General features: G+C 68.1%; 10 protein-coding genes. 7 read left to right on the forward strand and 3 right to left on the reverse strand.

Annotated features, from left to right (window positions below):
- Position 1: 1 nt before the first annotated feature.
- Entirely contained in the window at positions 2 to 898 is an 897-nt protein-coding gene (locus A9976_RS00175; RefSeq protein WP_183017315.1) for a LysR family transcriptional regulator, read from the reverse strand.
- Between the two features lie 94 nt (positions 899 to 992).
- Here A9976_RS00175 and A9976_RS00180 point away from each other — a divergent pair, with 94 nt between their 5' ends.
- Positions 993 to 1,853, forward strand: a complete 861-nt coding sequence (locus tag A9976_RS00180; RefSeq protein WP_183017316.1) for a DMT family transporter — start codon at positions 993 to 995, stop codon at positions 1,851 to 1,853.
- A gap of 28 nt (positions 1,854 to 1,881) precedes the next feature.
- On the opposite strand, the gene A9976_RS00185 is transcribed toward A9976_RS00180, so the two are convergent.
- Together A9976_RS00185 and A9976_RS00190 are read right to left on the reverse strand one after the other, a co-directional pair.
- Complete coding sequence (locus tag A9976_RS00185) at positions 1,882 to 2,466, reverse strand: DJ-1/PfpI family protein (RefSeq protein ID WP_183017317.1); 585 nt, start codon at positions 2,464 to 2,466, stop codon at positions 1,882 to 1,884.
- Positions 2,467 to 2,621: 155 nt separating this feature from the next.
- Complete coding sequence (locus tag A9976_RS00190) at positions 2,622 to 3,545, reverse strand: phosphoribosylaminoimidazolesuccinocarboxamide synthase (protein ID WP_012202931.1); 924 nt, start codon at positions 3,543 to 3,545, stop codon at positions 2,622 to 2,624.
- A 364-nt stretch (positions 3,546 to 3,909) separates the two neighbouring features.
- Between A9976_RS00190 and hpf the strand changes: the two genes are divergently transcribed.
- The 6 genes from hpf to A9976_RS00220 all read left to right on the forward strand — a co-directional run bounded on the left by hpf (position 3,910) and on the right by A9976_RS00220 (position 11,091).
- Complete coding sequence (gene hpf, locus A9976_RS00195; RefSeq protein ID WP_012202932.1) at positions 3,910 to 4,269, forward strand: ribosome hibernation-promoting factor, HPF/YfiA family; 360 nt, start codon at positions 3,910 to 3,912, stop codon at positions 4,267 to 4,269.
- Positions 4,270 to 4,424: 155 nt separating this feature from the next.
- The gene (locus tag A9976_RS00200) at positions 4,425 to 4,898 is read left to right on the forward strand and encodes a PTS sugar transporter subunit IIA (RefSeq protein WP_013804474.1); all 474 of its coding nucleotides are present in this window, start codon (positions 4,425 to 4,427) and stop codon (positions 4,896 to 4,898) included.
- Between the two features lie 32 nt (positions 4,899 to 4,930).
- Positions 4,931 to 5,887 (forward strand): HPr(Ser) kinase/phosphatase, encoded by a 957-nt coding sequence (gene hprK / locus A9976_RS00205; RefSeq protein WP_012202934.1) that lies wholly within the window; start codon positions 4,931 to 4,933, stop codon positions 5,885 to 5,887.
- A 230-nt stretch (positions 5,888 to 6,117) separates the two neighbouring features.
- Positions 6,118 to 8,295, forward strand: a complete 2,178-nt coding sequence (locus tag A9976_RS00210; RefSeq protein ID WP_183017318.1) for a TonB-dependent siderophore receptor — start codon at positions 6,118 to 6,120, stop codon at positions 8,293 to 8,295.
- 4 nt (positions 8,296 to 8,299) lie between these two features.
- A complete protein-coding gene (locus A9976_RS00215) occupies positions 8,300 to 10,066 on the forward strand; it encodes an enterochelin esterase domain-containing protein (RefSeq protein WP_183017319.1) in 1,767 nt (588 codons plus the stop codon).
- Between the two features lie 14 nt (positions 10,067 to 10,080).
- Positions 10,081 to 11,091, forward strand: coding sequence for a siderophore ABC transporter substrate-binding protein (locus A9976_RS00220; RefSeq protein ID WP_183017320.1), 1,011 nt, complete (start codon positions 10,081 to 10,083; stop codon positions 11,089 to 11,091).
- Positions 11,092 to 11,103: the final 12 nt, after the last annotated feature.

Consider the following 11,103-nt stretch of genomic DNA (forward strand, 5'->3'; position numbering starts at 1 on the left):
CCTACTTCCGTACGGGATCGGCAAATCGCATCAACCCGCGCACCACGGCCTGCACGGCCGGGTCTTGTTGCGCGGCGCTGCGGCAGGCCAGTCCCAGCGGGCGTGTCAGTGCGGGGCTGAGCCCGCGCTGCTGCAGCGTGCGGCTGACGGCATCCATGGGCTCCTCGCGCGGCAGGACCGTGGGGCCGTGGCCGGCGGCGACCAGGGCGCGTATGCCTTCGGGAAAGCTCATTTCCATGCGCGGCTGGGGCAGCAGGCCCGCCTGGGCGAACCATTGGGACAGCAGGCGGTGCATCTGGGTGCCGGCGGCAAAGCCTATCCAGGGCTGGGCGTTGAGCCATTCAGGCGTGATCTGGTCGGGCAGCGGCATCTGCGGCGGGGCGAACAGCTCCATGGGGTCGTTGCGCCAGGCGCGCATTTCCAGGCCTGAAGGCACGGGCTGGGGCAGCCCGACCAGGGCCAGGTCCAGGTGGCCAGTCGCCAGGCGCTGCATGGCCTGGGCGGAACTCGCGACTTCCAGGCGCAGTTCCACGCCGGGCGCGTGCTCGGCCAGCCATTGCAGCAGTTCGGGCAAAAGCAGGGGGCTGACGCCGGCCGAGGCGCCTATGCGCACGCTGGCGCCAAAGCCCTCGGCCCGCTTGCGCACCTGGCGCAGCAGGGCCTCGCTGTCGGCCAGCAGGCGGCGTCCGCCTTCGGCCAGCAACGCGCCTGCGGGCGTCAGCTGCGCCTTTCGCTTGCCGCGCACCAGCAGGGGTGTGTCCAGGCGCGCTTCCAGCTCCTGGATGTGCAGGCTGACGGCTGGCGGCGACAGGTGAAGGGCCTGGGCGGCGGCAGCCAGCGTGCCCAGGTCGGCCACGGCCACCAGGGTCTGGAGCTGGTCAAGGTTCAGGCGTCGCATCAGGTTTCCTGAAGATGATGTTCCAAAGATTCGACTTTATCTAATCTGGGTGCGAATCCATCATCCCGTCCCGTATCAAGAACGAGGCCATGGAATGGAATTGAGCAATGCGGTGCTGGCCGCGGCCCTGGGGGCCGCGCTGATGAATGCGGGATGGAACAGCGCCATCAAGCTGGGCGGCGACAAGATGGTCGCCATGGCGCTGACCACGGGGCTGGCCAGCCTGTGGTCGCTGCTGGTGCTGCCCTGGCTGGACTGGCGCGCGGCGGGGTTGTGGGACGCATCGGTGTGGTGGTGGCTGGCGGCCTCGGTGGCCGTGCACACCGTCTATCACTTCGTGCTGCCGCGCGCCTACCAGCATGGCGAGTTCGGCGTGGTCTACCCGGTGGCGCGGGGCAGTGCGCCACTGTTCGTGACGCTGGGCGCGGCGCTGCTGGCCGGTGAGTGGCCGGGCGTACCCGGGCTGGCCGGCGTGCTGTGCCTGTCGCTGGGCGTGCTGGCGCTGTCGGTGCGCAGCGGCGCGGCCAGCGGTTATGGCGGCAGCGGCTATGCGCTGGCCACGGGAGCCATGATTGCCTGCTATACGGTCATCGACGGGCTGGGAGCGCGCGCATCCGGCTCCGCGCTGCTCTATGCGGCCTTGCTCACGCTGGGCGATGGCCTGGCCACGGTGCTGATCGTCGCCTGGCGGCGCGGCCCTGCCGTGCTGCGTGCCGATGCACGCACCTGGCGCCTGTGCTCCCTGGCCGCCGCCATGCAGCTGAGTGCCAGCTGGATGGCGACCTGGGCGCTGTCCCAGGCGCCCATGGGCCTGGTGTCTGCGCTGCGCGAAAGCAGCGTGCTGTTTGCGGGCTGGATCGCCGCCTGGCTGATGCGCGAGCGCCTGGGCCGCGTGCGCATGCTGGCCTCGGCCCTGGTGTTCGGCGGCATCGTGCTGGTGCGCTGGGGCCGTTGAACTGCCCCGCGCCGGGCACGCTGCGTACTCAGCCGTGGCTGATGCGCGTGCCCAGGAGCGTCAGGAACTGGGCGATCCAGGCCGGGTGAGCGGGCCACGCGGGGGCGCTGACCAGGTTGCCTTCGGTATGCGCCTGGTCCACGCCGATGTCGGCATAGGTGCCGCCGGCCAGTTCGACCTCGGCACGGCAGGCCGGGTAGGCCGAGCAGGTGCGGCCCTTGAGCACGCCGGCGCCAGCCAGCAGCTGGGCGCCGTGGCAGACGGCTGCCACGGGCTTGTCGTTGTCGAAGAAGTGGCGCACGGCGGCGCGCACGGCGTCGTAGTTGCGCAGGTACTCGGGGCCGCGTCCACCGGGGATCACCAGGGCGTCGTACTGCTCGGGCTTGATGTCGGCGAAGCTGGCGTTGAGCGTGAAGTTGTGGCCGGGCTTCTCGCTGTAGGTCTGCGCGCCCTCGAAATCATGGATGGCCGTCTTGATGTGGTCCCCGGCCTTCTTGTCGGGGCAGACCGCATGCACCGTGTGTCCCACGGCCTGCAGGGCCTGGAAGGGGACCATGGTTTCGTAGTCCTCGCAGTAGTCGCCACAGATCATCAGAATCTTCTTGCCAGCCATGTGCTTGCTCCTTCAGAAAAAGTCAGAGGAAGCGAACATTGTGGCAGCGTCGGTGACGCAGGCATGACCGGCTGCAAAAACGCAGGCCTGCAACGAAAAAGAGAGCCGAAGCTCTCTTTTGCGGGGAAGGCGCGGGGCCAGGCTATGGCGGGCCGTCAGGCCGTCAGGCGCTGCAGGGCTTCGCGGTACTTGGCGGCCGTCTTCTCGGTCACTTCCTGGGGCAGGCGCGGGGCCGGGGCCTTCTTGTCCCAGGGCTTGCCGTTGACCTGGGCCTGCTCCAGCCAGTCGCGCACGAACTGCTTGTCGTAGCTGGGCGGGTTCTCGCCATTGGCCAGGGCCTGGGCATAGCCCTCCACAGGCCAGTAGCGCGAGCTGTCGGGCGTGAGCACCTCGTCCATCAGCACCAGTTCGCCGTTTTCGTCCAGGCCGAATTCGAACTTGGTGTCGGCAATGATCATGCCCTTTTCGAGGGCGATGGCCGCAGCTTCCTTGTAGATGCGGATGGCCGTATCGCGGATCTGGGAGGCCAGCTTCTCGCCGACCATCTCCACCGTGCGCTCGTAAGTGATGTTCTCGTCATGGTCACCCATCTCGGCCTTGGCGGCCGGGGTGTAGATGGGTTCGGGCAGCTTGGCGGCGTTGGTCAGGCCTTCGGGCAGGGGCACGCCGCAGACCGAGCGCGATTCCTGGTATTCCTTCCAGCCGCTGCCGGCCAGGTAGCCGCGCACCACGGCCTCGATCAGCACGGGCTTGAGACGCTTGACCAGCATGGAGCGGCCCGTGACCTGGGGCACTTCGGCGGGCGTGACCACGGATTCGGGCGCTTCGCCGGTCAGGTGGTTGGGGCAGATGTGGCCGAGCTTGTCGAACCAGAACAGCGCCATCTGCGTCAGCAGCTCGCCCTTGCCGGGGATAGGCTCGCCCATGATCACGTCGAAGGCCGACAGGCGGTCCGAGGCCACCATCAGGATGCGGTCATCGCCCACGGCATAGTTGTCGCGCACCTTGCCGCGCGCGAGCAGCGGCAGCGAGGCAATGTTGGAAGTGTGCAGGGCGGAGGGGCGGGACTGGGTGGTCATGTGAGGCAAGGGGCAATCTGGCAAAGAGGCTGCAGCGGCCGGATGGCTGCAAGCGGCACGCGCAGGAGCGCGATTCTAACCAACGGCGCCTCACGGTGACGGGCGGCCCGTGGCAAGCCCCACCCCAGGGGCGCAGCCTGGCAAACCCGCCGATTGTGCGCCCAATTGCATGCCGCGCAAAACCCGTTCCCAAGGCCCTGCGCCGTCCTGCGCTATCGGCTTGCGGCGTTGCTTTTGGGCAGGCCCCGGCGCATAGTGGGTTCGCAAGCAAACGAATGCGCATTCCGGCCTGCAAGCACCTGTCCCGGCGGATCGTCTCCCGGTGGACCGGGCTGTTTTCATCCAGAGCAAGGAGTGTTTAGATATGAATCTGACGATTAGTGGGCATCACCTGGAGGTCACTCCCTCGCTGCGCAGTTACGTCATGGCCAAGCTCGAACGCATTCTTCGACACTTTGACCAGGTGGTGGATGTAAAGGTCTTGCTGACCGTTCATAACCAAAAGGAGAAGGAAAAGCGCCAACGTGCCGGTTGCACGCTGCGCGTCAAGGGCCAGGATCTTTTTGTCGAGACCTCTCACTTCGATCTCTACGCCGCCGTCGATGCGCTGGCTGACAAGCTGGACCGCGTGGTGGTGCGCTACAAGACCCGCCAGCAGGGCAGCCGCTATGGTTCGGCCAAGCGACTCGATGATGCTGGGCTGACCTTGGCGTCAGTCGGGTGACAGGTAAGGCGCCTGCCCTGTGCGGGCGCTTACAATACCTGCGCTTATGTGGCTGATGTGCCACGCACGACCACCGCCCTTCGGGGCGGTTTTTGATGGGGGTCAGGGTTTCCCCACGGTTTCCGGCACTGCGGTGCATAATTGTTTCCCGAACCATGAACCGTCTTGCCTCCATCCTGCCCGCCGCTCAAGTGCTCGTGAGCGTCGACGTCACCAGCAAAAAGCGCGCTTTCGAAGAAGCAGGTCTGCTCTTCGAGAGCCTGCATGGCCTGTCCCGCGCACTTATCACCGACAGCCTGTTTGCACGCGAACGCCTGGGCTCGACGGGGCTCGGCCACGGCGTGGCCATTCCCCATGGGCGCATCAAGGGCCTGACCGCTCCCATGGCGGCCGTGTTCCAACTGGACAATCCCATTGGTTTCGATGCTCCCGATGAGCAGCCCGTGGGCCTGCTGATCTTTCTGCTGGTTCCCGAAGCGGCCACCCAGAAGCATCTGGAAATCCTGTCCGAAATCGCCGAGCTTCTCAGCGACAGCCAGCTGCGCGAGCGCCTGAAGTCCTGCGCCGATGCGGCCCGGCTGCATGGAATGATTGCCGGCTGGCAGTCCTCCGCTGCGCCCCTGGTCTAGACTTTTTCCTTCCCCTTTTCACGGGCCTTGCCATGAGACCCAGTGCCATCAGCGCCGATGTCCTGTTCGAGGAGTTCCGCTCCAGCCTGCGCTGGGAGTGGGTGGCGGGCCTGGGAGCCTCGGAGCGCCGTTTCGACGAGATGGCCGTGCGCTCGGCGCGCTCCGGCGCGGACCTCGTCGGCTACCTGAACTACATCCATCCCTACCGACTGCAGGTGCTGGGCGAGCGCGAGATCGCCTATCTGAGCAATGCCACGCCGCAGGACTGCCAGCGCCGCGTGGCACGCATCGTCACGCTGGAGCCGCCCGTGCTGGTGCTGGCCGACGGGCAGACGGCGCCCGAGGCGCTGCTGTCCATGTGCGAGCGCGCCCACATTCCCATGTTCTCCACGCGCGAGCAGTCGGCCTTCGTGATCGATGTGCTGCGCGCCTACCTGGCCAAGCACTTCGCCGACCGCACCACCATGCACGGCGTGTTCATGGACATCCTGGGCATGGGCGTGCTGATCACGGGCGAGTCGGGCCTGGGCAAGAGCGAGCTGGGGCTGGAACTGGTGACGCGCGGCAACGGCCTGGTGGCCGATGACGCGGTGGACCTGTACCGCATCAACCAGACCACGATCGAGGGCAAGTGCCCCGAGCTGCTGCAGAACCTGCTGGAGGTGCGCGGCATCGGGCTGCTGGACATCCGCGCCATCTTTGGCGAGACGGCCGTGCGCCGCAAGATGCGCCTCAAGCTCATCGTGCACCTGGTGCGCAAGGAAACCATGGAGCGCGAGTACGAGCGCCTGCCGGCCGAGCCGCTGACGCAGGATGTGCTCGGCGTGCCCGTGCGCAAGGTGGTGATCCAGGTGGTGGCGGGCCGCAACATCGCCGTGCTGGTCGAGGCCGCCGTGCGCAATGCCATCTTGCAGCTGCGCGGCATCGACACCTACCAGGAATTCGTGCAGCGCCACCGCCGCGCCATGGAGCGCGGCGACACCTTCTAGCGGCCGCTGGCGTCGCCGAGGCCGGGCCGCCTGTTGCCTGGCCCCCACTGTTTTCAATGCGATTGTTTGCTGGCCGTGCGCCCATGTTTGCGCGCGGTGCGTTGTTGCTGCTTTCTTAATAAGAATAATTCTCATTTTCTATAATTCGGGCAGATGCCGTATCCGGCCTGTGCCCGAGGGGCTCCGGGCTGGATGCGGCGCATTTCCTTCCGTCTCGAAAGCCCTCCCGGATGTCTTCCCGTACCCGCATCGGCCTGCCGCGCGCAGGCGCTGCCAGCCCCTTCCCCCCTGTTTGCACGTTCCATCGCCTTGGCCCCATCGCCGGTGTCTGCGCCTTGGTGGCTGCCGCGGCGCTGCCTGCCGGCGCCTGGGCCGCTGACGCCGAACTGGGCGAGGTCACGGTGCGCGGCACCACCGATCCCCAGACCCTTCCCACGGTAGCCCCGGGCGGCCAGGTGGCCAAGGGTGCGGGCCTGGGCGTGCTGGGCCAGCGCGATGTGATGGACACGCCGTTCAACATCACCTCCTACACGGCCGAAGGCATTGCCGACCAGAACGCGACAACGCTGATGTCGGTGCTGGAAAACGACCCCTCGGTGCGCTTCACCACCAACACCGGCCATGCCTACGAGAACTTCACCATCCGCGGCCTGGGGGTGAATGCCTCGGAGCTGGGCTTCAACGGCCTGTACGGCCTGGCGCCCGACGGCCACGTGCCCGTCGAGATGATCGAGCGCGTGGAAGTGCTCAAGGGCCCCGGTGCGCTGATGAGCGGCATGACGCCCGGCGGCGCCGTGGGCGGCACCATCAACCTGGTGACCAAGCGCCCGCTGGCCCAGGATCTCACGCGCGTGACCACCATGTTCAGCAGCGGCTCCCAGCTGGGCCTGCAGGCCGATGTCTCGCGCCGCTTCGGCCCCGAGCGCCGCCTGGGCATACGCGTCAACGGCAGCACCTCGAGCGGCGACACCGAGATCGACGGCCAGAACCGCCGCCACGGCCTGGGCGCGCTGGCGCTGGACTACCAGGGCGACGGATTCACGCTGGGGCTGGATGCCTACAGCTACCGCTCCACCATCCGCGATGGCAGCCCGATGATGGTCAGCATGCAGAACCTCAAGCAGGTCATCGCGGCGCCCGACGCCACGACCAACCTGTTCCCCGGCATACACGCCAAGCAGCAAAGCGATGCACTGATGCTGCGCGGCTCGGTGGACCTGGGCGCGGACTGGACGCTGTTCGGCTCCGCAGGCACGGCACAGCATGCCTACGACGGCATGCTCAACGGCACGCGCGTGGTGCTGCGCGCCCAGGGCGACGGCTCGGCCGTGGGCCAGACCTACAACCAGTACGGCTATACCGACAGCACGGCGGCCGAATTCGGCGTGCGCGGGCGCCTGCGCACGGGCGGCGTGAACCACCTGCTGGTGGCCTCCCTGAACTGGATGAACCAGAAGGGCGGGCGCGCGGCCGTGGCCACCAGCGCCAGCTACATCACCAACATCTACAACCCTGCGCCCATCACGCTGGCCGGCCCCTATGGCGCCATCAAGCAGGAGCGCGACGACGTGCTCAGCAGCCTGGCCCTGGCCGACACGCTGAGCTGGGGCGGCGATGCCGTGCAACTGACCGTGGGCGCACGCCTGCAGCGCGTGAACCAGAAGATGGCGGGCTACAACGAGCAGGCCGTCTCGCCCGCGCTGGGCCTGGTGGTCAAGCCCTGGGGCGATGCGGTCTCGCTGTATGCCAACCATGTGCAGGGCCTGAGCGCGGGCTCCATCGTCGGCGCCACCTATGCCAATGCCGGTGAAGTGTTCGCGCCCTACAAGACCAAGCAGTTCGAGATCGGCGCCAAGTGGCGCACGGGCGATTTCACGCAGACGGTCTCGCTGTTCCAGATCGAGCGGCCCTCGTCCGTGGTGGAGACCGCGACCAACCGCCTGCTGATGGATGGCGAGCAGCGCAACCGGGGCCTGGAGTGGAATGTGTTCGGCGAGCCGCTGCGCGGCACGCGCGTGCTGGGCGGCCTGGCCTACACCCAGGCCATCCAGAGCAAGACCCAGGGCGGCGCGCGCGATGGCTTCGGCGTCTACGGCGTGCCGCGCTGGACGGCCAACCTGGGCGGCGAGTGGGACGTGCCCGCGCTGCCGGGCGCCACGCTCACCGGCCGCCTGATCTACACGGGCGCCCAGTGGGTGAATTCGGCCAACACGCTGAAGATGCCCAGCTGGACCCGCGTGGACGTGGGCGCGCGCTATGCCACCCGCATCGCGGCCAAACCCGTCACCTTCCGCGCCACGGTGGAGAACCTGCTCGACAAGTCCTACTGGGCCGGCAGCTTCAACGACAACTTCGCCACCACGGGCGGCCCGCGCACGGTACGTGTCTCGGCCACGGTGGACTTCTGACGCCATGGCGCAAGCTGCACGACAAGGCCTGTGCCTGGCCACCTCGCTGCTGTGCCTGCTGGGCGCAGCCGTCCATGCCGCTGAAGACATGAGGGCAGCCGCACCGCGGCAGGCCCTGGCCGCACGGCCGGGCACGCTGGCGCCGGGCCAGGCGGCCACGGGGGTCCTGGCTGCCGATGGGCGCGAGTCCTGGCGCGTCGATCTGCCCGCCGGCCACGTGGTTCAGGGTGAATTCGAAGGGCTGGGCGTGGCCCTGGACCTGGAGGATGCCCAGGGCCGGCACCTGCGCCGCCTGGCGCGGCCCGATGGCGGCGCGCAGTCGCTGATGTGGGTCACGGAGGGGGCCGGCAGGCAAAGGCTGGTGGCGCGCCACATCGCAACGAATGCGCTGATGGCCGGCGAGGTGAAATCCGCAGCCGGCCGCTTTGCGCTGCGGTTGACCTCCAGTCTTGCGCCGCTGGGCGCCAAGGCTGTGCAGGCCCCGGAACGGCCTGCGCTGGAAAGCCCACGCCTGCAGGCCCTGGCGCAGGCCATCCAGCGCGGCGCGGGTTCGGGCGTGGCGGCAGACGCCTTCTGGCGGCGCGTGCAGGAGGAGGGCGCGCCGATGGTGGAGCCGCTGCCCGGCGGCCAGTCCCTGGTCACCTTCCTGTGGCGTGGCCAGCCGCGCGCCGGCATGCAGGGGGTGCGCCTGTTCGGCAGCCCGGCCGGCAATCACGATCCCTTGCAGCACCTCGACGGCAGCGATGTCTGGTGGGCCAGCTTCCGCATGGCCGACAACGCGCGGCTCAGTTACCGCCTGGCGCCCGATGTACCGCTGATCGCAGGCTCGGCCATGGAGCAGCGCCGCGCCCTGCTGGCCACGGCACAGCGCGATCCGCTCAATCCCAAGGTGTTTCCGCAGCCCCCCGAGGGCGGCTTCATCGATGCCTTCCAGGGCGCCTCCGTGCTGGAACTGCCCGAGGCGCCGCCCCAGCCCTGGGTGGCGCCGCGCGCGGGCGTGGCCCAGGGGGCGCTGGTGCAGCACCGCCTGTCCAGCCGCGTGCTGGGCAACAGCCGCGATGTCTGGACCTACCGCCCGGCGGGTGGTCAGGCGCCCGAGGCGCTGCTGGTGCTGTTCGACGGCAACGCCTATGCGAAGCAGGTGTCCACGTCCACCCTCATCGACAACCTCATGGCCGACGGCCTGATCCCGCCCACGGCCGTGGTGCTGGTGGACAACGCCAGCCCGCAGGCGCGCGGCAGGGAGTTGCCGCCCAACACCGCCTTCGCGCGCTTTCTGGATGAGGAGCTGATGCCCTGGGTGGGTGAACAGGGCCTGGGCCAGCCTGCGGCGCGCACGGTGATCGGTGGCTCCAGCTTTGGCGGCCTGGCCTCGGCCTACGCGGGTCTGGTCAATGCGCGCTGGTTCGGCAACGTGCTGAGCATGTCGGGATCGTTCTGGTGGTCGCCGGTCGGCGAGGTGCCGGGCTGGGTGCAGCGCCGCTATGCCCAGGAGCCGCGCCAGCCCGTGCGCTTTTATCTGGATGCGGGCCGCTACGAGCGCGCACGCGGCGGGCAGGACGGCATCCTGGAAACCAACCGCCACCTGGCCGATGTGCTGCGCGCCAAGGGCTACGAGGTCACCCAGGCCGAGCACGAGACCAGCCATGACTACCTGCAGTGGCAGGGCTCGCTGGCCTGCGGCCTGGTGGCCCTGCTCAACCCCGGGCGCTTCGCCCAGGGCCTGCCGGCCTGCGAGCGCATGCCGGACGGCACGCCGGCACTTCCCTGATGCTACAAAGGCCAATGTTTGAACTTCCTGGCAATACAGCAATCACTGTAATGATGAACACCATGAATGCAAATCATTCCCGTCGCCGAATCCTGGCGAAGATGGGGCAGGGCCTGGGCGTGCTGGTCACGCTGCCGCTGGCGGCGCAGATGTCCCATGCCCAGACGGCGGCGGCCGGCAGGACCGTGACCGTGCCGCATGCCAAGGGCGAGGTCCAGGTGCCCTTCAAGCCCGTGCGCGTGCTGGTGTTCGAGCTGGCGGCGCTGGACACGCTGCAGGCGCTGGGCGGCGAGGTGCGGGGTGTGCCCGAGTTCAAGATGCCGCCGCTGCTGGCCCGCTATGCCGATGCGAAATACGCACGCATCGGCAGCCTGTTCGAGCCTGACTACGAATCCATCCAGGCGCTGTCGCCCGACCTCATCATCGTGGGTGGCCGCTCCGAGGCCAAGTACAAGGAGCTGTCGCGCTTCGCGCCCGTGCTGGACCTCAGTGTCAGCGACCAGCACCAGATGGCCGACATCTACCGCAACATCCGCACGCTGGGCGCCGTCTACGGCCTGCATGACAAGGCCGAGGCCGAGGTCAGGTCCGTGGAGCAGGCCATCACCGGATTGCATGGGAAGGCGCAGGACGCCGGCAAGGGGCTGGTGCTGCTGACCTCGGGCGGCAAGCTCAGCGCCTACGGTCCGGGCTCGCGCTTCGGCATGCTGCACGATGTGTTCGGAGTGAAGCCGGCCATCGACAACCTCACGGTGGCCCGCCATGGGCAGGTCGTTTCCTTCGAGTTCCTGCTCAAGACCAATCCCGACTGGCTGTTCGTCATCGACCGCGACGTGGCCATCGGCCAGGATGGCAAGACCGCCCAGCAACTGCTGGACAACCCGCTGGTGCGTGCCACCAAGGCCTGGCGCGGCAAGCAGGTGGTCTATCTGAACGCAGCCAACTGGTACACCCTGTCCAACGCCGGGCCGGGCGCGCTGAAGGCCAATATCCAGCAACTGTCGGATGCCTTCACCCGCACATGACCTCAAAGCGTT

This window comes from Delftia sp. UME58, from assembly GCF_014170385.1.
In the GTDB taxonomy this organism is placed as follows: domain Bacteria; phylum Pseudomonadota; class Gammaproteobacteria; order Burkholderiales; family Burkholderiaceae_C; genus Comamonas; species Comamonas acidovorans.

Coding starts and splice junctions, on each gene's coding strand:
- A9976_RS00215 (WP_183017319.1), top strand. CDS start 8,300: ATGGCGCAAGCTGCACGACAAGGCCTGTGCCTGGCCACCTCGCTGCTG.
- A9976_RS00175 (WP_183017315.1), bottom strand. CDS start 898: ATGCGACGCCTGAACCTTGACCAGCTCCAGACCCTGGTGGCCGTGGCC.
- A9976_RS00180 (WP_183017316.1), top strand. CDS start 993: ATGGAATTGAGCAATGCGGTGCTGGCCGCGGCCCTGGGGGCCGCGCTG.
- hprK (WP_012202934.1), top strand. CDS start 4,931: ATGAGACCCAGTGCCATCAGCGCCGATGTCCTGTTCGAGGAGTTCCGC.
- A9976_RS00200 (WP_013804474.1), top strand. CDS start 4,425: ATGAACCGTCTTGCCTCCATCCTGCCCGCCGCTCAAGTGCTCGTGAGC.
- A9976_RS00190 (WP_012202931.1), bottom strand. CDS start 3,545: ATGACCACCCAGTCCCGCCCCTCCGCCCTGCACACTTCCAACATTGCC.
- A9976_RS00185 (WP_183017317.1), bottom strand. CDS start 2,466: ATGGCTGGCAAGAAGATTCTGATGATCTGTGGCGACTACTGCGAGGAC.
- hpf (WP_012202932.1), top strand. CDS start 3,910: ATGAATCTGACGATTAGTGGGCATCACCTGGAGGTCACTCCCTCGCTG.
- A9976_RS00220 (WP_183017320.1), top strand. CDS start 10,081: ATGTTTGAACTTCCTGGCAATACAGCAATCACTGTAATGATGAACACC.
- A9976_RS00210 (WP_183017318.1), top strand. CDS start 6,118: ATGTCTTCCCGTACCCGCATCGGCCTGCCGCGCGCAGGCGCTGCCAGC.